Consider the following 21,190-nt stretch of genomic DNA (forward strand, 5'->3'; position numbering starts at 1 on the left):
GCCGCCGTCCCGCGCCCACCCCTGCCGCCGGTATGGCAGGGTCGGGCGCGGGGCGCCTGCACTGGGGCGGGCGCCGGAAGCGGAGGTCGGTGCCTCATGGCGGGATCGGACCGGGCGGCATCAGGCGGGGCGGGCGCGGCCGGCGCCATGTCGCGTACTTCCCGGCTGGCCGCACATGGTGCGGTCTCCACGGCGCTGGCCTTGCGCAGCGACAGCGCTCTGCGGGACATGGTGGAGTCCGCCGCGCCGCTGGGCACCGGGATCGGCGGCAGGACGGCGCTGCTGGACGTGGACGGCCGGCAGGTCTTCGTCAAGCTGCTGACGCTGGGCGAGCGGGAGACGCACCCTGGCCACGTCCGGTCCACGGCCAACCTGTACGCCCTGCCGGCCTACTGCCACTTCGGCATCGCCAGTCCCGGCTTCGGGGCGTGGCGCGAGCTGGCTCTGCACGCCATGACCACGGACTGGGTGATCGCCGGCCATTGCGCAGGATTTCCGCTGATGCACCACTGGCGCGTGCTCGGCGGCACTGCCGCGGTCGCACCGCCGGACGAACTGGCCGACGTGGACAGGGCGGTGGCCTACTGGGGCGGCAGCCAGGCGGTGCGCCGGCGGATCGAGGAACGCCACCAGAGCACGGCGAGCCTCGCCCTCTTCCTGGAGTACATCCCGACCAGCCTGCGCGAGTGGCTGCCGCCGCGTATCGCGGCGGGCGGGCGTACCGCCGAGCGCGCCTTCGCCATGGTAACGCGCGAACTGGCCGCAGCCACCGGCTTCATGAACTCCCGCGGGCTGCTCCACTTCGACGCCCACTTCGGCAACATCCTGACCGACGGCCGCCGCCTGTACGTCACCGACTTCGGCCTCGCCCTGTCCTCGCGCTTCGAACTGGACGCGGACGAGGCCGGCTTCTTCGAGCGCCACCAGGTCTACGACCGCGGCTACACCGTCACCAGCCTGGTGCACCGGCTGCTCGACGCCCTGTACGCGCCGCGCCCGCAGGAGCGGGACGCGCTCCTGCGGTCCTTCGCCGACGGCGCCCGCCCCACCGGCATCCCGGCCGGTCCCGCGGACTTCATCGCCCGGCACGCCCCGCTGGCGGTGGTGCTGACCGACTTCTTCGGCACGCTGGAGAAGGACTGCGCGACGCCGTACCCGCTGGAGCAGGTGCAGCGGCTGTCTGCCGGGTGACCGCGGCTCAGGCGCCCTTGAGCGCGGCCGCGTCGGGCCAGGCCATACGGAACTTGGAAGGGGTGCCGTGCAGCCGGGTGGGGTCGCCGGCCGGGGGGCCGACGAGCGTCGTCTCGACGTGCGCGGCGCCCATGGCGGTGTAGAAGGCCTGGGCGGGCGTGTTCTGTTCGAGCACCCACAGATACAGCGCAGGGGACTGCGCAAGGGCGGCGGCCTCCTGTGCGGCGCGGGTGAGCAGCGCCCGGCCCACGCCCGTACGCTGCCGGGTCGCCGTCACGTGCAGGTTGTCGACCAGGCTGCCCCACTTCGGGTCGTCGTCGAGCACGACGTGGACGAAGCCGAGCACATATGTGCCGTCCTCGGCGAGCAGCGTGCGGGTGCCGGTGGGCACGGCAAGGCGCCCGGACCACACGTTCAGCCGGTCGCCGAGGACGTCGCCGTCGAGATACGCGTCGGAGTACGCACCCCGGTAGTGGCGCCGCCAGCTGTCGGCGTGCAGCCGCGCCACCGCCTCCGCGTCGCCGGGTCCTGCGTAACGGAACTGCGCTGCCATGCCGCCCCCTTGCCGTGCCTGCCGATTCCGCACCGCAGTCAATAGCACCGCCGCGGGGGCGGCCAGCGGATTTTGCCGGTCCGGCAAACGGCTCGGCAATGCGCAGCGGCAACCGCTTGGCCATTGCGGAGGCGACGGCCGCCAGGGCCGCGGCGCCGGTGCCCCGCAAGCCTCAGCCGGTCACCCGCACCGGCAGCAGGATGCGCCAGACGGCCTCCTCCAGGCCGTGGACCGCCGCGATCCATCCGACGTTCTCCTCGTCGGTGCCGAGGCGTACGGCCTGGGCCAGTTCGGTCATCACCTCGGCGAGGTCGCCGTGGCACATGGCCGCTTCGAGGCGGCCGCCCGCGGGCCCGTCGTCGTGGTAGCAGTGGTAGGCGGGGGCGCCGCGCAGGACGCCGACCGGGCGCCACTGGGTGGCCAGCCGCCACACCGGCTCGCCGCCGACGCGTACGCCGTCCGCCTCGACGACCTGCGTGCGGTTGCGGTCGACGTCGAGCGCGTGCCAGCCGTCGGTGCCGGTGAGGACCAGGTCGGGGGCGCAGCGCTGGACGGCGCGCGGCACGGTGTGGACGCCGCCGGGCGTCGTCAGCACGAGCGGCACCGCGGCCATGCCGGCGTACAGGCAGCCGAAGAAGGCGCCGGCGAGGTCGGGGCCCTCGGGGTAGACGAGCAGCACGCGGCTGCCGGGGCTGAGCAGCGTACCGAGGCGTGCGGCTATCGCCCGGGCGCGGCGGTCGAGTTCGGCGAAGCTGCAGCCCGCGGTGCCGACCGCGGCGCCCGCCCGGCCCTCGAAGGGCAGTTCCGGCACCGCCGTGGGGCGCCTTTCCGCACGCCGGCGCAGCAGCGGCCCCGGCAGCATGCCGCCGTCGCCGGCGACCGGCCGTGCGCCGCCGCCACCGCCGCCGCCGATCCGCGTCCTGCGCGGTTTGCCGTGTTTCCCGCCGCTCATGGCAGCGGTCTCCCGCGGCTCGGCATAGTGCGGCGCATATGCCGTACCCGGCGGCTGCGCTGCGTGCAGCGGCCGTACACGCTCGCGCTGCGGGCGCCCCCACCAGGCGAACTGCCCGTCGCCCGGCAGGTGGTCGAGCGCACCCGTGCTGTCAAGCGCACCGGTGCCGTCGAGCGCACCCGTACCGTCGAGCGCGCCCCTGCCGTCGAGCGCGTCGCCCGCGCACCGCCCCGGCGCGTCGGGCGCGCCGGCGTCCCGCAGCACCGTCCTGCGCGGGCCACCCGCGCGATCCGCACACTTCGCACACATCGCGGCTCAGCTACCCGTCCTGACGCGCAAAGCCCCACGGCTCGTTCCATCCCCACACACCACAACCTCCGCGCACGCACAGCCGGAATATCAAATTCGGCCCAACTTCTGCCGTAGGACCGGTTGGGGACCCGCATGGGGTGACCCGGGACGGCCCGACACGGCAAACTGACACGGACGGGGCTGAACCCGCTGCTCCGTCGACGAGTGCCGTGCGGTCAACTGTTCCGTCCGGCGATGAATGATTGATATACGCGCGCAGAGCCGGACCGGCCCGGCCATATCGTGACCGGTACGGCTCGCGGCGGTTCAGGGGGCATGAATGGGAAGCGGGACGGAACCGGGCGGCGGCCTGCGGTTCGCGGTCCTCGGGCCGGTGCGTGCCTGGCGCGACGACCAGCCGATCGCCACCGGTGCACCCCAGCAGCGCGCGCTGCTGGCCGTACTGCTGCTGCGCGGCGGCCGCACGGCCACCGCGCCCGAGCTTCTCGACGCCCTGTGGGGCGAGACGCCGCCCAACACCGCACTCGCCGCCCTGCGTTCGTACGCCTTCCGGCTGCGCAAGGCGCTCGGTTCGGGGACGCTGGTCACCGACTCGGGCGGCTACTCGATCCAGATCCCCGTCGAGGCGCTGGACTCCACCCGCGTCGAGCAGCTGGCCGCCGAGGCCGAGAAGGTGCGCCAGAGCGACCCGGCGCAGGCCCGCGACCTGATGGTCAGCGCCCTCGACCTGTGGAAGGGCGAGCCGCTCGCCGGGCTGCCGGGACCGTTCGCCGAGACCCAGCGGGTGCGGCTGGCCGAATGGCACCTGGGCCTGATCGAGGCGCGGCTGGAACTCGACCTGGAGACCGGCGCCCACGCCGAGGCCGTCTCGGAGCTGACCGCCATCACCGCGGAGCACCCGCTGCGCGAGAGGCTGCGCGCCCTGCTGATGCTCGCCCTCTACCGCAGCGGGCGGCAGGCCGAGGCGCTCGGCGTATATGCCGACACCCGGCGGATGCTCGCCGACGAGCTGGGCATCGACCCCTCGGCCGAGCTGAGCGAGCTGCACCAGCGCATCCTGGAGGCCGACAGCGGCCTCGCCCCGCCGCAGGGCACCCTCGCACCCGGCGCCCCCGACATCCTGCGGCCCGCGCAGCTGCCGGCCACGGTGCCCGACTTCACCGGCCGCGCCGCCTTCGTCCGCGAGCTGAGCGAGCAGTTGTCCGCGGCGACAACGGGCAGCGGCGTGATGGCGGTCTCCGCCGTCGCGGGCATCGGCGGCGTCGGCAAGACCACGCTGGCCGTCCAGGTCGCGCACGCGGGCCGCGAGTGCTTCCCCGACGGGCAGCTTTACGTCGACCTGCAGGGCACGGGGCCGCGGCCGGCAGAACCCGAGGCCGTGCTGGGCTCCTTCCTGCGCGCCCTCGGCCTGCCCGACGCGGCGATCCCCGAGTCGCTGGCCGACCGCGCCGCCCTCTACCGCTCCACGCTCGACGGCCGCCGCGTCCTGGCCCTGCTCGACAACGCCTACGACGCCGCCCAGATACGCCAGTTGCTGCCCGGCACACCCGGCTGTGCGGCCCTGGTGACCAGCCGGGTGCGGATGGTGGACCTGGCGGGCGCGCACCTGGTCGACCTCGACGTGATGTCGCCCGAGGAGTCGCTGCTGCTGTTCACCCGCATCGTCGGCGAGGAGCGGGTCAACAGCGAGCGGCAGGCCGCCCTCGACGTCGTCGCCGCCTGCGGCTTCCTGCCGCTCGCCATCCGTATCGCCGCCGCCCGCCTCGCCGCCCGCCGCACCTGGACGGTGTCGGTCCTGGCCAACAAGCTCGCCGACCACCGGCGCAGGCTCGACGAGCTGCGGGCCGGCGACCTCGCGGTGAAGGCCACCTTCGCGCTCGGCTACGGCCACCTGTCGGCCGCGCAGGCCCGCGCCTTCCGGCTGCTGTCGCTGCCCGAGGGTCCCGACATCTCGCTGGACGCGGCGGCCGCGGTGCTCGACCTGGACCGCTACCGCACGGAGGAGCTGCTCGAAGCCCTGGTCGACATCAGCCTCATCGAGTCCGCCGCCCCTGCCCGCTACCGCTTCCACGACCTGCTGCGCCTGTACGCCCGCGAGCGCGCCGAGGCCGACGAGTCCACCGAGGACCGCTGCGCCGCGCTGTCCCGGCTGCTGGACTTCTCGCTGGCGTCCGCGGTGTCGGCGTACGCGCTGGAGAATCCGGGCGACCGCGTCATCGACCACCTCGCGCCGACCACCCACCCCGGCCTGTCCTTCGCCGCCAGGGAGGATTCCCTGGAGTGGCTGTTCTCCGAGGCCCAGGGGCTGCTGGCGACCGTGCAGCAGGCCGCGGACGGCGGCTGCGAGAGCTTCCTGCGCCGGGCCGTCGACGTGCTGCTGGCCGGCCAGGACCTGGTGGAGTCCGGTGTCTACAGCCGGCAGTTCGAGCAGGCGGCGCGTGCCCTGGTGACCGCGGCAGAGGACTGCGGCGACGCTCTGGTCGAGGGCCGCGGCCGGGTCTGGCTGGGGCAGCTGCTGCGGCTGTCGGGCAGGTTCGAGGCGGCGGAGGAGGAGGCCAAGCGCGCGCTGCTGCTCGGCCTTGCGGCCGAGGACCCGGTGGCGTCCAGCTACGCGCCGAACCTGCGCGGTTCGCTCGCCCACACCGGCCACCGCTTCGCCGAGAGCGCCGCCTACCACACCACCGCCCTGGACGCCTTCAGGGCGGACGGCAACAAGCACGGCGAGGTCTCGGCGCTGAGCAACCTGGCCCGCGCGCAGCAGGACCTGGGCGACACCGAGGCCGCGACGGCCACCGCGGAGCGGGTCGTGGCGATCCACCGGGAGCTGGGCGCCGGCTTCCGGCTGGGCAACGGGCTCTACACCATGGGCGTCACGCTGACCGCCGCCGGCCGCTTCGACGAGGCGCTGGACTGCCTCATCGAGGCCCTGGGCATCTTCCGGGCCGCGCGGCAGCAGTTCTGGGAGGGCATGACGCTCTTCCGGCTCGCGCAGCTCCACCTCGCGGCCCAGCGGTGGCGGCAGTCCGCCGCGCACATCGAGCAGTCGCTCGTCATCATGCGGGAGATCGGCGGCGAGTGGCGCACGGCCAACGCGCTGACCGTGCTGGGCCGCGCACTTGACGGAATGGGCCAGCAGATCCGCGCCCACGCCTGCTGGCAGGACGCGCTGGCGATCTTCAGCTCGCTGGGGTCGCCCGAGGCCGCCGACGTGCGCCGGCTGCTCGGCGACGAGGACCAGGACGAGCCCCGGTCGACGGTCGCCGTCTAGCAGATCGACCCTTTATCGCTCAACTGGTGCCGTTTATCAGTTGATTATCGCGGGGTGCCACGATTCCATCACTGCACGAGCTGCCCGCTCGGTGGTGTACGGGGGTCGCTGCCGGGCGGGCGTCACGACAGTACGTCTTCACGTACTCACAGCACACAGGAGAGCACGATGAGCGCAGACCAGGCGAAGACCCCGAAGGCGCCGAAGAGCGACGGCGGCACCGTGGACCCGGACAACATCTACACCGAGGGCACGCCCGAGACGGCCCCCGAGACGGCCACCACGTCCGGCACGGTCAAGCCGAACAACATCTACACCGAGGGCACCCGCCAGTAACACCGCAGACCACGTCCGCTGACGGGGAGCGGACCCGCACGGGGGATCAGGGGGCCGGGGGGCCACGGGGGGATCAGGGGGAGGACGGGGGACCTGGGGGGCAGCCCGGGAGGGGGAAACGTCGGCGGATCAGGGGCCGCGGACGACAGCCCCGGGCTGGCAGGAGCAGACTGACCGCAGCTGGGAGGGGACGCTGCGGTCAGTCTGCTGCGGTGCCCGCACATGCGCACGGCGGTGCGCACAGCTGTGCAGGCCGCGGGTCCACACGACCCGCGGCCACTCGCGTGGCGAAGGCGGAGCACCCGGCGTAGCCTCGGCCCCGAGGGGGCTGAGTACGCGAAAGAGGCGGTGCCGCCGGATGCTCCGCAACATCTTCGGCCCGCTGCTCGCGCTCGTCGGAGCAGTGCTCGCCGTCTGGAGCCCCTTCCGAATCTGGTACGGCGGGCGCCAGGGGTCCGACATCCGGGTGGACGACCTCTTCACGGGGGCCGGCGCCACCCCCGCGGATGCGGCCCTGCTCGGCTCCCTCTTCCTCCCCCTGGGCTTCGCCGCCCTGCTGGCGCTGCTCGGTGTGCTGCTGCGCTCCCGGGTCGCGGTGGGCGCCGCGGGCGTGCTGGTGCTGGGCGTCACCGTGCTGTGGATGGTCCGGCAGGGCCAGTCCGCCGGCTCGCTCACGGCCGGCGGTGACGGGCTCGACGTCGGCGTGGCAGCGGCGGTCGGCGGCGGCACCCTGCTGCTGCTCGGCGCGGCCGTGATGCCGGGCCGCGCGATGCGCCGCTACGGCGAGCCGTCGGCGCCGCCTTCCGAAGCGGCATACGAGGGGCCGGCGTCGTACCCGGAACCGTACGAGCCGGAAACGTACGAGCCGGAACCGACACTCCGCGAGAAGCCGCTCGCACCGCCCGACGCGGGCCACCGCCCGGATGACGACGACACCCTCACGCTGCCGCCGCTCCCGCCACCGCTGCCCGGCCGGCCCCCGGGCTGACGCCCGCGCACAGGGACTACGCCCGGCGCGACGAGGCCCCGGTCCCCTTCGTGGCGTCCAGCGCGTATACGCAGCGGTCCTTCGAGCAGGCGTAGACGACGCCGTCCGCGCTGACCGGCGAGCCGGTGATCTCGCCGCCGGTCTCCAGCCGCCAGCGCAACTGCCCGCCCTGCGCGTCCACGGTGTACAGGCAGTGGTCCTTGGACCCGAAGTGCACCCGGCCGTCGGCGACCGCGGGCGACCCGACGATCTCGCCCTGCGCGGCGAACCGCCAGCGCGGGGTGCCGTTTGCCGCGTCCAGGGTGTAGAGCGCGCTGCCCGCGCCCAGGTGCACCGCGCCGGCCGCCACCACGACGGGCTCCACGGACTGCCGCGGCTCGGTGGCGATCCGCCAGCGCTCCCGCCCGCCGGACGCGTCGAGCGCATAGACCGTGCCGAGGTGGTCGGCGACGTAGACCGCGCCGGCCGAACCGCCGGAGGCCGACACGTACGCGGGCGGCGCGAAGATCACCGCGGGCGCGTCGAAATGCCAGCGCTCGGCGCCGCTGCGGGCGTCGAGCGCGAGCACCCGGGTGCCGGCCGTCAGGTGGACGACGCCGTCCGCGACCACCGGTCTTGTCGGCATCGCGCCTGCCGCTCCCGGCTCGCCGACCGGGTAGGACCACATCTCGGAGCCGGTCAGCGCGTCCACCGCGTGCAGCTGCCCGCCGCCCTGGTAGTACACGGCCCGGCCGACGACGGTCGGACCTGACTCCGGCGACTCGAAGTCGGTCTGCGCGCCGCCCCGCTCCCAGCGCAGCATCCCGCGGGCCGCGTCCCACGCCTGGACCCCGCCGCCCCGGGTGCCGGTGACGACGGTGCCGGCGTCGGTGCGTACCGCGTAGACCCAGCCGTCGATCGGCGTACGCCACCGGTCGCTGCCGTCGGCCGCGTCCAGCGCGAACAGGCTCGGCCCGTCCGAGGCGTGGATCCGCCCGCCGTCGACCGCCATGGTCCAGGCGACGTCCCTGGTCTTGAACTCGCGCCGCCCGCTGGCCACATCCAGCGCGTGCACCTCGAAGGACGTGACGTAGAGCAGCCCGCCGGCCACCACCGGGGTGCCCCACACGTCGTTGGACATCCGGAAACGCCACGGCCGCCACTCCGCCGAGGGGGCCGCCGCGGTCGTGCCCTGCGCGGGCATCGCCGCCACCTGCGGCGGGTCGCCGGCCCGGTGCGAATTCGGCTTGCGGCGCACCCACTCGGTGCCGGGTGCGGCGCCGCTCACCGCCTTGTGCTCGGCGGCCTCCGCGACCCGCAGCCCGGGACCGATGGGTGCGGACCCGGCGAGCTGCACCGCCTCGGGTGCGCCATGCCTGCTGTGGTTGTCCTCGCCTGCCGGTGCGTGCACCGGGACCGGCGGCGGCTGGGCGGGGCGCGGCGGCAGCAGCCGCTCGGGCTCCGACGGCCGCGGGCGGCCCGCCGCGTGCGCGCCGCGCCCGCTGTCCACGGCGGACGGCACCCGGCCGCTGCGGCGCTGCTCTATCAGCGCGACCGCGCCGGGCGGCAGCCACGCCGACGCGGTGCCGGTGTCGTCGCTGCCGGTCGAGAACAGGTGCGGTGCCAGCTGGGCCTGCAGGTCAGCCGGGGTGGGCCGGGCCTCGGCCTCCATCCGCATGCAGGACTCGATGAGCGGGCGCAGCTCGTCGGGCAGCCCGCTCAGGTCGGGTCCCTCGCGCAGCAGCATGAACACGGTCTCCACCGGGTTCGCACCGTGGAAGGGCGCGTGCCCGGTCGCGGCGAAGACCAGCGTCGAGCCGAGCGAGAAGACGTCGCTTGCGCCGCGCACGCTGCGCGAGTCGCGGGCCTGCTCGGGGGACATGTAGGCGGGGGTGCCGACGGCGACGTTGGTCATCGTCAGCCGGGTGTTGGACACCCCTGAGGCGATGCCGAAGTCGATGACCCGCGGGCCGTCCTCGACCACCAGCACGTTGGACGGCTTCATGTCGCGGTGCACCAGGCCCGCGGCGTGGATCGACTGCAGGGCCTCGGCGATGCCGGCGGCGAGCCAGCGCACCGCCTGGGCGGGCATCGGCCCCGCCTCGTTGACGATCTCCTCAAGTGACGGGGCGGGGACGTAGGCGGTGGCGAGCCAGGGCACTGCGGCCCGCGGGTCGGCGTCCACCACGGCCGCGGTGTAGAAGCCGGAGACGGCGCGCGCGGCCTCGACCTCACGCGTGAAGCGGACCCGGAAGAGCTGGTCCTCGGCCAGTTCCGCGCGCACGGTCTTGATCGCCACCCGGCGGCCGGATGCCGAGCGGGCGAGATAGACCAGCCCCATGCCGCCGGCGCCGAGCCGTCCCAGCACCTCGAAAGGGCCGATCCGTCTCGGGTCGTGCTGCGTCAGCTGCTCCATCACTGCCCTGCCACCTCCCCGTACCCGCGTTGTTGCGGCCGTGCTCCGCGTCCGGCGTCCTGCCCTTCGCGGTCCGTTTCCCCGCGCCCACGCCAGAGTACGGACCTGATTGTTCCTGGGAAGGGCGTCGGTTGCGAACCCGGGGCCGTCACGACACGCCCAGGGAGCGAACTCGTTATCATCCGCCACCTGCCGTACCGGCCGCGCCGCAACGCGCCGGAAAGGGTGCGGCTTACGTCAACTTCCGTCCCCGGCACCCTCCCTGCGCGTGCGGTCGATGACCGTGAAGACCGCACCCTGGTCGTCGGCGACGGTGGCGAGCCGGCCGAAGGGCGAGTCGGTGGGTCCGTCCGCCACCCGGCCGCCCAGCTCCCGGACCGTCGCGACGGCGGCGTCGCAGTCGTCCACGGCGAAGTAGATGCGGAAGGCGGCGGGCTGGTCGCCCGGCTGCCCGGCGCCCAGCTTCATCCGCCCGCCGATCTGCAGCTCCGGGTCGGCCGCCGGCGACCACACCTTGTAGTCGAAGTGCTGCCCGTCGCCGATCTGCTCGGCCCGGTAGCCGAACACCGTCTCGTAGAAGCGGTCGACGGCCGCGGTCTCCCGCGTGTGGTTCTCCGTCCAGCAGAAGGAGCCTGGCTGGTCGCTGATCTCGAAGCCGGCGTGGTCGCCCGCCTGCCACACCCCGAACGCCGAGCCCCCGGGGTCGACCGCGCCCAGCATCACCCCGACGTCGCCCGCCTTGTCGGGGCCGAAGACGACCTGCCCGCCGGCCGCGCCGATGCGGGCGGCCGCCCCCGTCGCGTCCGTCGAGGCGAAGTAGACGGTCCAGGCGGTGGGGATCGCCGGGTCGGGCTTGGTCATCAGCGCGGCGGCCGACTTACCGTCGCGGAAGGCGATCGTGTAGTGCGCGAAGTCCTCGCCCTGGTCCTCGAAGGTCCAGCCGAACAGCTCCCCGTAGAAGCGCCGGCCGGCCGCCAGGTCGGGCAGTGCCGCGTCGGCCCAGCAGGGTGTGCCTTCGGTGAATGCGGACATGATCCCGTCCCCTCTCCCGCATGGTGGTCGCCGGTTGCTCGGCGGCCGTTTCTGCCACCGTAGTCAGTGATCTTCCCCACAGCACGGGCCTGGATTCGAACATATGGTCAATTCTTCGGGGACCCGGCCCCCGCACCCCGCAGAAGTGAACAAACAGGGCATATCTTCCCGCGAGACGGTCGGGAAACAGGTTCCGCTTACGCCCGGAAAACCCCCATTGACCTGCGACTTCCGCACCACCAACCACCCCCTCCCCATTTGCACGCGGCCAAATCGCGCGGGGGTCACACGTCGGTAAACTGACGGCATGACAGGACAAGTTCGCACCGTCGACGGACGTGTCGCGGGTCGCCGAGGGCAGGCGACGCGGCAGAAGCTGCTCGACTGCCTGAGCGAGATGCTCAGCACGTCGCCGTACCGGGACGTCAAGGTGATCGACGTCGCCCGGATGGCCGGCACCTCGCCCGCCACCTTCTACCAGTACTTCCCCGACGTCGAGGGCGCCGTCCTGGAGCTCGCCGACGAGATGGCGAAGGAGGGGGCGGGCCTGACCGAGCTGGTCGCGGGCCGCTCCTGGGTCGGCAAGTCGGGCGCCGCGGCGGCCGACGAACTCGTCGACGGCTTCCTCTCCTTCTGGCGGAAGAACGACGCCATCCTCCGCGTCATCGATCTCGGTGCCGCAGAGGGGGATAAACGTTTCTCCAGGATCCGCACCAAGATCCTCACCGCCGTCACCGGCTCGCTCACCGAGTCCATCAAGGAGCTGCAGGGCAAGGGCCGCGTCGACAAGGACGTCAGCGCACCGGCCATCGCCGGCTCCCTGGTGACCATGCTGGCCGGCGTCGCCGCCCACCAGAAGGGCTTCACCGGCTCGGGCGTCAAGCAGGCCGACCTCAAGCCGAACCTGGCGCTGCTCGTCCACCTCGGGGTGACGGGCAAGAAGCCGCCGAAGTAGCCGTGCGGCAGCGGTGCGGCCCGTGCTGCGGGGCAGACTGCTGCCACCGGTCTGCGCCGCGCTGCTGGTGCTGCTCGCCGTGCTGTGGCCGGTGCACGGCGGCGCCCCCGCCGCGCCGCGGTGGACCGCCCAGGCGGCGGCCCGGTTCTGGACGCCGGAGCGGATGGCCGGGGCCATGCCGGCCCTGCCCGTTCCCGGCGGCGGGACGGTGCGGGGCGCGGGACCGGCCGCCGGCTCCGCGGCCCCGGGGCCGCCGGACACCGCGGTGCCCTTCGCCGGCGTGCCGACCGTGGGCGTGCTCTTCTCCGTCGGCGACGACCTGGCCGCCCACTACTGCACCGCGAGCGTGGTCCACAGCCCCGGCCGCGACCTCCTGCTGACCGCGGCACACTGCGAACCGGGAAGCGACATCGGCTTCGTCCCGCAGTACCGAGCCGGCGCCGGGCGGCAGCCGTACGGGATCTGGGCGGTCGGCGAAGTCTTCACCGATCCGCGGTGGGTGCCCGACGACGACGACGCCTCCGACTACGACGTCGCCTTCGCCCGGGTGCGGCAGGACCGCGACGGGCGCCGTATCGAGGACGTCACCGGCGCCAACCGGCTGGCCCGCACCCCCGGTTACCGCAACCGCGTGACCGTCGTCGGCTATCCGCGGCTGGGCAGCGACCCCGCGGACCGGGCGGTGACCTGCACGACGACCACCGAACGCCTCGACGAACGGCACCAACTGCGGCTGGCCTGCGGCGGCTTCCCGAGCGGTACGTCGGGCAGCCCGTGGCTGCTGGCCCGCGGCACGAGCGGGACCGGCGGCACCAGCGGCGCCCGCAGCAGCAGTTCACGCAGCGGCGCCGGTACGGTCGTCGGCCTGATCGGCGGCCTGGACGGCGGCGGTCCCGACGACCGCATCTCCTACAGCCCGCTGTTCTCCGACGCGGTCCTCGCGCTCTACCGCACCGCGACCGCGTCCGGCGCCTGACGCGTACCACCGCCCCGGCCGCGCTGCGCCCCGCACCCCAGCGGTTACGCTCTCGTCGCACCCAGTACACCGGCCCAGCACAGGAGTTCCGCATGCCCGACCCCACCTCACCCCCCGCGGCAGCGGGACTGGCCGCGACGCCGGACGCGATCGTGATCGGGGCAGGTCCCGGCGGCCTGGCCGCGGCGGCGGCGCTCCGCCGGCAGGGCCTGCGCCCGCTGGTGCTGGAGCGCGCGGAGCAGCTCGGCGCGTCCTGGCGCGGCCACTACGACCGGCTGCACCTGCACACCACCCGAAGACTCTCCGCCCTTCCGGGGCTGCCGATACCCCGCTCGTACGGCCGCTGGGTCGGCCGCGACGACGTCGTGCGCTACCTGGAGCAGTACGCGGAGCACCACAGCCTGGACATCGCCACCGGCATCACCGTGGACCGGGTGGAACGCGCGGGGTCCGGCTGGGAGCTGCCCGCCACCGGCGGCCGGGTCCTCGGCTCACCCGTGGTCGTGGTGGCCACCGGCCACAACCACTCGCCGCACGTGCCCGAGTGGCCGGGCCGCGACACCTTCCCCGGCGAGCTGCTGCACGCCTCCGCCTACCGCAACGCCGCCCCGTACGCGGGCCGCGACGTGCTGGTCGTCGGGGCCGGCAACACCGGCGCCGAGATCGCCGTCGACCTGGTCGAGGGCGGTGCCGGCCGGGTGCGGCTGGCGGTGCGCACCCCGCCGCACATCATGCGCCGCTCGACCGCGGGCTGGCCCGCGCAGGCCAGCGGCATCCTCGTGCGCCGGCTGCCGCCGCGGCTGGTGGACCGGGTGGCGCCCTACATCGAGCGGATCAGCGTGCCCGACCTGTCCGCGTACGGCCTGCCGCGGCCGGAGAGCGGGCTGTACGCGCGGGTGCTCGACGGGGCGATCCCGGTGCAGGACGTCGGGCTCGTCGACGCGGTGCGCTCGCGGCGGGTCGAACCGGTCGCCGCCGTCGAGCGGTTCGAGGACGAGCAGGTGCACCTCGCGGACGGCTCGCAGATCGCCCCCGAGGTCGTGATCGCGGCGACCGGCTACCGGCGGGGCCTTGAAGGGCTCGTCGGCCACCTCGGGGTGCTCGACGGGCGGGGACGCCCGGTGGTGCACGGGCCGCGCACCCCGCCGGGCGCTCCCGGGCTGTTCTTCACCGGGTTCACCAACCCGATCAGCGGGATGTTCCGCGAGATGGCGATCGACGCCGGGCGGATCGCCAGAGCCGCGGCCCGCATCCACCGCTGACCTGCGGCGACGCCCCGGCTCCTGCGGGTCCCCTGCGGGATGCCGCCCGACTCGGTCACCCGTTCGAGTGATCGTCGGCGGATGCGGAACCGGGGCCGGGAGGCGGTCCGTTCACACGACGACCGCCATCGCGGGTGGCGCGGCGACCGGCCGCCGGCGGATCACCAGGGACATCAGCGCGGCCAGCGCGCACAGAGCACCGGAGGTGTACCAGACGACGTTGTACGAACCGAAGGCATCACGGGCCACACCGCCGAGGTAGGCGACGAGCGCGGCACCGATCTGGTGGGCTGCCAGCACCCACCCGAAGACGATCGCGCTGTTCTCGCCGTAGTGCTCGCGGCACAGGGCGATCGTCGGCGGCACCGTGGCGACCCAGTCGAGTCCGTAGAAGACGATGAAGAGCACCATCGGCGGGTGGACGCTGTCGTCCAGCAGCATGGGGAGGAACATGAGCGAGAGTCCGCGCAGGCCGTAGTAGACGGCCAGCAGCCGTCGCGGCGACATGCGGTCGGTGAACCATCCGGAGGCCACCGTACCCGCGATGTCGAAGACGCCGATGACGGCGAGCAGGGAGGCGGCTGCCGTCACGGGCATGCCGTGGTCGTGGGCGGCGGGCACGAAGTGCGTCTTGACGAGACCGTTGGTGGAGGCCCCGCAGATCGCGAACGAGCCCGCGAGCAGCCAGAAGGTGCCGGTGCGGGAGGCGTCGCGCAGCGCCCGCAGCGCCCTGGCCGCCGCGCCACTGGCCGGCGGCGGCTTGGGCACGAACTCCGCGGCGCCGTAAGGGGCCAGGCCCACGTCCGCGGGGTGGTCGCGCAGCAGGAACCACACGAAGGGGACGACGGCGACCGCGGCACCCGCCACGATCGCGGCGGCCGGCCGCCAGCCGTGGTTCTCTGTGATCCAGGACAGCAGCGGCAGGAAGACCAACTGCCCTGCGGCGCCTGCCGCGGTGAGGACGCCGGTGACCAGGCCGCGGCGGGCGACGAACCACCGGTTGGTGACGGTGGCGGCGAAGGCGAGGGCCATGGACCCGCTGCCGAGGCCGACCAGGACGCCCCAGCACAGGATGAGTTGCCAGACCTGCGTCATGGAGACGGTCAGCGCCGCGCCGAGCGCGATCGTCAGCAGGGCGCAGACCACCACCCGCCGGATGCCGAAGCGGTCCATCAGCGCTGCGGCGAAGGGGGCGGTGATGCCGTACAGCGCGAGGTTGATCGACACGGCCAGGCCGATCATGCCGCGCGACCAGCCGAATTCGGAATGCAGGGGGTCGATCAGCAGACCCGGGAGGGAGGCGAATGCAGCAGCACCGATCAGCGTCACGAAGGTGACGGCGGCGACCACCCAGGCGCGGTGCAGGCGCGGCCGGCGGCCGGGGGTGGCGGGGAGTCCGCCGGCGGCGGGCGCGGGAGCTTGAGATGTCTGCGTCACGTGGTCAGTCTCCGGGTGGCCGGCACGGCGCGACGAGTGGCCCGATGGCCATGATGTGCAAGAATCGGGCCATGGCCGTCCCGCAGCTGCCCACCTCCCCGCTCCCGTCGACTCTCTCCCCGGCTCCCCAGCCGCCACCCGCACCCGCACAGAAGACCTCCGCCGGGGTCTTCCGGCATCCGGAGCGGCACCATGTCGCGGTGTTCGCGATGGACGGGGTGATCCCGTTCGAACTGGGCATCCCGCTGCGGATCTTCGGGGCGGCGGTGGGCGCGGAGGACGGTGCGCACCTGTACGAGATCGTGACGTGCAGCGTCGAGCCGGGCCTGGTGCAGACCGACGCCGACTTCCCGATCGTGGTGCAGTACGGGGTGGAGGCGCTGGCGCAGGCCGACACCGTGGTGGTGCCCGCGTCCCACGAGTTGGGGCCGGTCCACAGCGAGGGCGTGCTGACCGCGCCGCTGCAGAAGGCCTTCGCCGTGATCCGGCCGGGGACCCGGGTGGTGTCGATCTGCACGGGCTCGTACCTGCTGGCCGCCGCGGGCCTGCTGGACGGCCGGCCGGCGACCACGCACTGGACCAGCGCCGACCACTTCCAGCGGCTCTTTCCGCAGGTCAGGGTCGACCCCGATGTGCTCTACGTGGACGACGGGGACGTGCTGACCTCGGCGGGGGTGGCCGCGGGCATCGACCTGTGCCTGCACATCGTGCGCCGGGACTGCGGTACGGCGGTGGCCAACTCGGTGTCCCGCCGTACGGTGGTGCCGCCGCACCGGGAGGGCGGGCAGGCGCAGTACATCCACCGGCCGCTGCCGGACCCGCAGCTGGCGAGCACCGAGCGGGCCAGGGCGTGGGCGCTGGACCGGCTGGACCAGCCGCTCACCTTGCGGCAGTTGGCCGAGCGGGAGTCGATGAGCGTGCGCACCTTCACCCGGCGCTTCCGGGAGGAGGTCGGTATGAGCGCGGGCCGCTGGCTGACGCAGCAGCGGGTCGAACTGGCGAGGCAGCTGCTGGAGTCGACGGACCTGAGCGTGGACCAGGTGGCCAGGAAGGCCGGTTTCGGCACCGGGGCCTCGATGCGGCAGCACCTGCAGGTGACGCTCGGGGTGTCGCCGACCGCCTATCGGCGCACCTTCCAGCCGGCCGGGCGGGGCTGACCGCGGATCAGCGGGTCATCGGGTCATCGGGTCAGCAGGGCAGCAGGTCGGTGGGCCGGCGGCTCAGCGCAGGGCGGCGGCGCGGTCGACCTCGCACCAGATCTGCTTGCCCGCGCCCTCGGGCTGCCATCCCCAGCGGTCGGCGAGGCCGTCGACGAGTTCGAGCCCGCGGCCGCCGGTCTCGTCGCGCTGGGCGTGCCGCGGGGCAGGCGGTGTCTCGCTGGTGTCGGCGACCTCGACGCGTACCGGTGCGGCCGGCGCGGCGGGGAAGAGCATGCGCAGCACCGCGGGGCAGCCGGTGTGCACGACGGCGTTGGTGACCAGTTCCGAGATGAGCAGGATCAGAGTCTCGGCGACCGGTTCGTCGGCACCTATTCCGGAGCCGACCAGCCGCGACCTCGCCCAGCGGCGCGCCCGCCCCACTTCCGCGGGGTCCACGCCGACCTCCAGTTGCACCTGCAGCATCTGCACTGCTCACACCATCCGAACGGGCGGACACATGGCCTCACGCCGACCCGGGATCACCGTGCGTGATCCCGACCTCACACAGCATGATTGACCGACAGTCACTCCAACAAGCGCTTCCGTCATATTCCAGCGCAATGGACCACGTGTACTGCATACTGTGCGGCGCTCCGGGCCGGGCGTGCAGTGCCCAGACCTGGGCGCCACCCGGTTCGACCGGGCGGCACCTGTGAGTTGCCGTGAACGTACGCGCACCCGATGGAGCGTACCCGAGGAGGGCGCCGACTCCACCGCGTAACAAGTCACACATCGGACACAACACCGTGCCGACGCTCCGTAATCGGCCCTCGCCGGAGGGCCGGGGCGGCGGGGGTCGGCCGGTCAGGCGCTCAGCGGCTGGGCGGTGTCGTCGGTGGCGGCGGCGAGGTCGGGGAAGACCTCGAACAGCCGGCGTACCCCGAGCGCGGCGAGCACCCGGTTGACGTGTGCGCCCTCGCCGGCGGCGGCGCCCTCCTCGGGCAACACGATCCGCAGCCGCCCCGCGCAGGACCGCATCAGCCGGCGGGCACCGATCAGCACACCCACCCCGCTGGAGTCGCAGAAGCGCACGTCTGCCAGGTCGAGCACGACGCTGCGCCGCCCTTCCGCGACCGCGTCGTGCACCTTCTGCCGTACCGCGGGCGACGAGATCAGGTCCATCTCGCCCGCGACCGTCACCACCGCCCAGCCGTCTTGCTCGGCCCGGGTCACCAGCACGGGACCGCACCTCGCCTCGCTGTCGGGTTCAGCTTCCTCATCACAACGACCCTATGCCCGTTCTCAGCCGTAACTCTGCAATCTTCCGGTCACACCCGGATAACAGACCGACAGAACCGATCACATGAGGGGCCAGGTTGGTGCAAAGGGACGCATGCCGCGGCGACCGCCGGGTACGGTCGAGTGCAGCGGGCACCTGGCCAGGTGACGCGGCCGACGACGCAAGGGGGCGGCAGATGGCGACACCCGCACCGCCGCGCTGGGACCGCAAGATGCAGCAGCGGCTGGCGCGCGGCGAGGAGGCCGCGCTCGGCGAGCTGTACGACCGCTACGCCTCACTCGTGCACAACCTGGCCCACCGGGTGCTCGACGACGACGAGGCGGCCGACCTGATCACCCGCGAGGTCTTCGGCTACATCTGGGAGAACCCGGACGACTACGACCCCAAGCACGGCTCCCTGCGGTCCTGGATCGCCGCCCTCACCCAGAGCCAGGCGGTGCACCGGCTGCGCCAGTACGCCAGCCGCGGCCGGTCCACGCCCACCGAGGTGGAGGCCAGGGTCCGCGAGGCCAACACCGCGGCCCGCGCCGACTTCATCGTCACCTCGATGCCCGCGCCGCTGCGCGACGCCCTCGAACTGGCCTACCGCGAGCGCCTGGACTACCGCGACGCGGCAGAAGGGCTCGGGGTGAGCGCCGACGAGTCGCGCCGCCGGCTGCGGCTCGGCCTGCAACTGCTGTCCACGGCCATGGAACCCGCCGACGCCCAGCAGATCCGCCCGCTGGAGGCCCGCGACGCCGGCGACCCCTTCGATCCCCGCGGCCAGACCCGCCGAGGCCGTCCGTGAGCGGCCCCGCCTACAGCAACGGCGGCGGCCCGGCGGACGGCGGCGACGGCCTCCCCCGGGTGCCGAGCCAACGCGACCAGCGCGACCAACACGACCAGTCCGGCCGGCCCGGCAGTCCGCGCCCCGTCCCGGCCCCCGTCCCCGAGCCCGAGACGCCGGCAGGCCCGCCCCCGCACAGTCCGCAGGCGGCGGCCGAGCCCGCGGCCGGGACCGCGCAGCAGAACAGGCTGCCGCTGTACGACCACGGCACCCTCAAGTCCCTGCTGGGCGCATGGGCGCTCGCGGTGTGCTCGCGCGACGAGTCGCTGGCCGTCGAGGTGCACCTGACCGACTGCGCCGCCTGCGCCGAGGAGGCCCTGCGGTTGCGGGACGCGGTGGGCCTGCTGCACCGCGAGGAGAGCCTGGACCTCGACCCGCTGCTGCGCGCCAGGGTCCTCGAAGGCTGCCTGGGCCGCCGCCCGGCCCGTATCCCGGTGCCCGAGTGGGCGGGGCCTTACGACGCGGAGGCCGCACGGCTCGACGCGCTGCTGCGCGACCTCGGCGACAGCTACTGGCACGAGCCGGTCGACCTGCGCTGGTACGACGGCGCCCTGGTGACCCGGCAGGTCACCGTCGGCGAGGTCATCAGCCATCTCACCGCGGTGGACGGCCTGGTGGCGATGGCCCTCGACGTACCGCAGGCGGACCACGCCGGCGGTCCGCGGCTGCCGCTCGACCCGATGCGGCGCACCGAGGCGCTGTGGGCGGCCCGCCAGGCCGCCGCCCGGGAGGCCGAGGCGGCGGGCGCGGCCGGGGACCCGGCCGGGGAGCTGCGCGACACCTGGCGCGGGCAGAGCCACACCCTGCTGCGCACGGTGTCCTTCGCCGGCGGCGGTGCGGCCGGCGTCGACGTCGACTACGGGGCGTTCGCGCTGCCGCTGCGGGACGCCTTCGTGGACCGCGCCTTCGAGTGCTGGATCCACGCCTCCGACATCGCCGAGGCGGTGGCGTACCCGTACGACCCGCCCGCGCCGCGCAACATGAACCGGATGATCGACCTGGCGGCCAGGATGCTGCCGGCGGCGATCGCGGGGCGGCGCAGGGACGGGCTCGCGGACTCGGCGGGGCGGCTGGCCTCCGCGGGCGCGCCGGGGCGATCGCTGCTGCTGGAGATCGAGGGTGCGGGCGGCGGCCGGTGGTATCTGCCGCTCGACTCGCCGGGCACGGTCGCCTCGCGCGAGCACACGGTCGCCCATGTGGCGCTGGACGGCGTGGAATTCTGCCAGCTCGCCGCGGGCCACCTGGAGCCGGAGCGTGTCGCCTTCGGTCAGGAGGGCGACCGCGACGTCATCCGGGACCTGCTCTACGCCGCCGCGTCGCTGTCACGGCTGTGAGCGGTCCGCGCCCGAACCGGCGGAGGGGCCGGAGGGGCCGGAGGGGCTAAGCGAAGACGACCGTGCGGCGGCCGTTGAGCAGCACCCGGTGTTCGCTGTGCCACTTCACCGCGCGCGCCAGCGCCTGGCACTCCACGTCGCGCCCGATGGCCACCAGGTGTTCGGGGGTGACCTCGTGGCCGACCCGCTCGACCTCCTGCTCGATGATCGGCCCCTCGTCGAGGTCGGCCGTCACATAGTGCGCGGTCGCGCCGATCAGCTTCACGCCCCGGTCGTGCGCCTGGTGGTAGGGCTTGGCGCCCTTGAAGCTCGGCAGGAAGGAGTGGTGGATGTTGATGATCCGCCCCGACAGCTCCCGGCACAGGTTGTCGGACAGCACCTGCATGTAGCGGGCCAGCACCACCAGTTCGACGCCCTCGCCGCGCACCAGGTCGAGCAGTTGCGCCTCGGCCTGTGCCTTGGTGTCGCGGGTGACGGGGATGTGGTGGAAGGGGACGCCGTAGGAGCCGACGAGTTCGCGGAAGTCGGTGTGGTTGGAGACCACGGCGGCGATCTCCACCGGCAGTGCGCCGATGCTGGTGCGGAACAGCAGGTCGTTGAGGCAGTGCCCGAACTTGCTGACCATGAGCACGATGCGCATGCGCTCGGCTGACGGGTGGATGCGCCAGTCCATGTGGTAGGCGTCGGCGACGGCGGCGAAGCTGGCGCGCAGCTTGTCCACGGTGACCGGCGGCTCGGCGGCGAAGTGCACCCGCATGAAGAACAGCCCGGTGTCGCGGTCGCCGAACTGCTGGCTGTCCACGATGTTGCAGCCGGTCATGAAGAGGTAACTGGAGACCGCGTGCACGATGCCCTGCTTGTCGGGGCAGGACAGGGTCAGGACGTACTGCGGTTCGACGGGCGGCTGCGACGGCTGTTCGTTCACCCCGTCAGC

Annotated in this window: 18 protein-coding genes; 10 read left to right on the forward strand and 8 right to left on the reverse strand. The window is 73.7% G+C overall.

What is annotated here, in order from left to right; translation table 11 throughout:
* The first annotated feature begins 96 nt into the window (after positions 1-96).
* The gene (locus JT723_RS26500) at positions 97-1,191 is read left to right on the forward strand and encodes a BUD32 family EKC/KEOPS complex subunit (protein WP_240166225.1); all 1,095 of its coding nucleotides are present in this window, start codon (positions 97-99) and stop codon (positions 1,189-1,191) included.
* Positions 1,192-1,198: 7 nt separating this feature from the next.
* On the opposite strand, the gene JT723_RS26505 is transcribed toward JT723_RS26500, so the two are convergent.
* Both JT723_RS26505 and JT723_RS26510 read right to left on the reverse strand, forming a co-directional pair.
* Positions 1,199-1,744: a GNAT family N-acetyltransferase gene (locus JT723_RS26505; protein ID WP_205047320.1), complete on the reverse strand. Its 546-nt coding sequence runs from the start codon at positions 1,742-1,744 to the stop codon at positions 1,199-1,201.
* A gap of 172 nt (positions 1,745-1,916) precedes the next feature.
* Positions 1,917-2,960: an AMP-binding protein gene (locus JT723_RS26510; RefSeq protein WP_251512983.1), complete on the reverse strand. Its 1,044-nt coding sequence runs from the start codon at positions 2,958-2,960 to the stop codon at positions 1,917-1,919.
* Positions 2,961-3,327: 367 nt separating this feature from the next.
* Here JT723_RS26510 and afsR point away from each other — a divergent pair, with 367 nt between their 5' ends.
* The 3 genes from afsR (at position 3,328) to JT723_RS26525 (ending at position 7,600) form a co-directional block, all read left to right on the forward strand.
* A complete protein-coding gene (gene afsR / locus JT723_RS26515; RefSeq protein ID WP_205047321.1) occupies positions 3,328-6,276 on the forward strand; it encodes an SARP-family global regulator AfsR in 2,949 nt (982 codons plus the stop codon).
* 168 nt (positions 6,277-6,444) lie between these two features.
* Positions 6,445-6,612 carry a hypothetical protein gene (locus tag JT723_RS26520; protein WP_205047322.1) on the forward strand — a complete coding sequence of 56 codons (168 nt, stop codon included), beginning with the start codon at positions 6,445-6,447 and terminating at the stop codon, positions 6,610-6,612.
* Between the two features lie 358 nt (positions 6,613-6,970).
* On the forward strand, positions 6,971-7,600 hold the full coding sequence (locus JT723_RS26525; RefSeq protein WP_205047323.1) for a hypothetical protein: 630 nt from the start codon (positions 6,971-6,973) through the stop codon (positions 7,598-7,600).
* A 16-nt stretch (positions 7,601-7,616) separates the two neighbouring features.
* Here the strand turns inward: JT723_RS26525 and afsK are convergent, their stop codons facing one another.
* Positions 7,617-9,995 carry a protein serine/threonine kinase AfsK gene (gene afsK / locus JT723_RS26530; RefSeq protein WP_205047324.1) on the reverse strand — a complete coding sequence of 793 codons (2,379 nt, stop codon included), beginning with the start codon at positions 9,993-9,995 and terminating at the stop codon, positions 7,617-7,619.
* A 237-nt stretch (positions 9,996-10,232) separates the two neighbouring features.
* Positions 10,233-11,027, reverse strand: a complete 795-nt coding sequence (locus JT723_RS26535; RefSeq protein WP_205047325.1) for a VOC family protein — start codon at positions 11,025-11,027, stop codon at positions 10,233-10,235.
* A gap of 307 nt (positions 11,028-11,334) precedes the next feature.
* Between JT723_RS26535 and JT723_RS26540 the strand changes: the two genes are divergently transcribed.
* From JT723_RS26540 to JT723_RS26550, 3 genes are all read left to right on the forward strand, one after another.
* Complete coding sequence (locus JT723_RS26540) at positions 11,335-11,982, forward strand: TetR family transcriptional regulator (protein WP_205047326.1); 648 nt, start codon at positions 11,335-11,337, stop codon at positions 11,980-11,982.
* Between the two features lie 22 nt (positions 11,983-12,004).
* Entirely contained in the window at positions 12,005-12,958 is a 954-nt protein-coding gene (locus JT723_RS26545) for a trypsin-like serine peptidase (RefSeq protein WP_251512985.1), read from the forward strand.
* 92 nt (positions 12,959-13,050) lie between these two features.
* Entirely contained in the window at positions 13,051-14,220 is a 1,170-nt protein-coding gene (locus JT723_RS26550) for a flavin-containing monooxygenase (RefSeq protein ID WP_205047327.1), read from the forward strand.
* A gap of 111 nt (positions 14,221-14,331) precedes the next feature.
* Here the strand turns inward: JT723_RS26550 and JT723_RS26555 are convergent, their stop codons facing one another.
* On the reverse strand, positions 14,332-15,657 hold the full coding sequence (locus tag JT723_RS26555) for an MFS transporter (RefSeq protein WP_205047328.1): 1,326 nt from the start codon (positions 15,655-15,657) through the stop codon (positions 14,332-14,334).
* A 71-nt stretch (positions 15,658-15,728) separates the two neighbouring features.
* Here JT723_RS26555 and JT723_RS26560 point away from each other — a divergent pair, with 71 nt between their 5' ends.
* Positions 15,729-16,814 carry a GlxA family transcriptional regulator gene (locus JT723_RS26560; protein WP_265749809.1) on the forward strand — a complete coding sequence of 362 codons (1,086 nt, stop codon included), beginning with the start codon at positions 15,729-15,731 and terminating at the stop codon, positions 16,812-16,814.
* A 63-nt stretch (positions 16,815-16,877) separates the two neighbouring features.
* Here the strand turns inward: JT723_RS26560 and JT723_RS26565 are convergent, their stop codons facing one another.
* Both JT723_RS26565 and JT723_RS26570 read right to left on the reverse strand, forming a co-directional pair.
* Entirely contained in the window at positions 16,878-17,285 is a 408-nt protein-coding gene (locus JT723_RS26565) for an ATP-binding protein (protein ID WP_205047330.1), read from the reverse strand.
* A 375-nt stretch (positions 17,286-17,660) separates the two neighbouring features.
* Positions 17,661-18,035 carry an STAS domain-containing protein gene (locus JT723_RS26570; RefSeq protein ID WP_372441383.1) on the reverse strand — a complete coding sequence of 125 codons (375 nt, stop codon included), beginning with the start codon at positions 18,033-18,035 and terminating at the stop codon, positions 17,661-17,663.
* A gap of 236 nt (positions 18,036-18,271) precedes the next feature.
* Between JT723_RS26570 and JT723_RS26575 the strand changes: the two genes are divergently transcribed.
* Together JT723_RS26575 and JT723_RS26580 are read left to right on the forward strand one after the other, a co-directional pair.
* Positions 18,272-18,883 carry a sigma-70 family RNA polymerase sigma factor gene (locus JT723_RS26575; RefSeq protein WP_205047331.1) on the forward strand — a complete coding sequence of 204 codons (612 nt, stop codon included), beginning with the start codon at positions 18,272-18,274 and terminating at the stop codon, positions 18,881-18,883.
* Positions 18,880-20,256 (forward strand): maleylpyruvate isomerase N-terminal domain-containing protein, encoded by a 1,377-nt coding sequence (locus JT723_RS26580; RefSeq protein ID WP_205047332.1) that lies wholly within the window; start codon positions 18,880-18,882, stop codon positions 20,254-20,256. Before JT723_RS26575 ends, JT723_RS26580 begins: the two co-directional genes overlap by 4 nt.
* A gap of 46 nt (positions 20,257-20,302) precedes the next feature.
* On the opposite strand, the gene purU is transcribed toward JT723_RS26580, so the two are convergent.
* Positions 20,303-21,181: a formyltetrahydrofolate deformylase gene (gene purU / locus JT723_RS26585; RefSeq protein WP_205047333.1), complete on the reverse strand. Its 879-nt coding sequence runs from the start codon at positions 21,179-21,181 to the stop codon at positions 20,303-20,305.
* Positions 21,182-21,190: the final 9 nt, after the last annotated feature.

It is taken from the genome of Actinacidiphila bryophytorum (genome assembly GCF_016916835.1).
GTDB classification, from domain to species: domain Bacteria; phylum Actinomycetota; class Actinomycetes; order Streptomycetales; family Streptomycetaceae; genus Actinacidiphila; species Actinacidiphila bryophytorum.

Excerpts from the sequence above, each read along its gene's own strand:
- JT723_RS26540 (WP_205047326.1), top strand. The coding sequence starts at position 11,335 with ATGACAGGACAAGTTCGCACCGTCGACGGACGTGTCGCGGGTCGCCGA.
- JT723_RS26550 (WP_205047327.1), top strand. The coding sequence starts at position 13,051 with ATGCCCGACCCCACCTCACCCCCCGCGGCAGCGGGACTGGCCGCGACG.
- JT723_RS26560 (WP_265749809.1), top strand. The coding sequence starts at position 15,729 with ATGGCCGTCCCGCAGCTGCCCACCTCCCCGCTCCCGTCGACTCTCTCC.
- JT723_RS26505 (WP_205047320.1), bottom strand. The coding sequence starts at position 1,744 with ATGGCAGCGCAGTTCCGTTACGCAGGACCCGGCGACGCGGAGGCGGTG.
- JT723_RS26520 (WP_205047322.1), top strand. The coding sequence starts at position 6,445 with ATGAGCGCAGACCAGGCGAAGACCCCGAAGGCGCCGAAGAGCGACGGC.
- JT723_RS26575 (WP_205047331.1), top strand. The coding sequence starts at position 18,272 with ATGGCGACACCCGCACCGCCGCGCTGGGACCGCAAGATGCAGCAGCGG.
- JT723_RS26500 (WP_240166225.1), top strand. The coding sequence starts at position 97 with ATGGCGGGATCGGACCGGGCGGCATCAGGCGGGGCGGGCGCGGCCGGC.
- afsR (WP_205047321.1), top strand. The coding sequence starts at position 3,328 with ATGGGAAGCGGGACGGAACCGGGCGGCGGCCTGCGGTTCGCGGTCCTC.
- JT723_RS26525 (WP_205047323.1), top strand. The coding sequence starts at position 6,971 with ATGCTCCGCAACATCTTCGGCCCGCTGCTCGCGCTCGTCGGAGCAGTG.
- afsK (WP_205047324.1), bottom strand. The coding sequence starts at position 9,995 with ATGGAGCAGCTGACGCAGCACGACCCGAGACGGATCGGCCCTTTCGAG.
- JT723_RS26535 (WP_205047325.1), bottom strand. The coding sequence starts at position 11,027 with ATGTCCGCATTCACCGAAGGCACACCCTGCTGGGCCGACGCGGCACTG.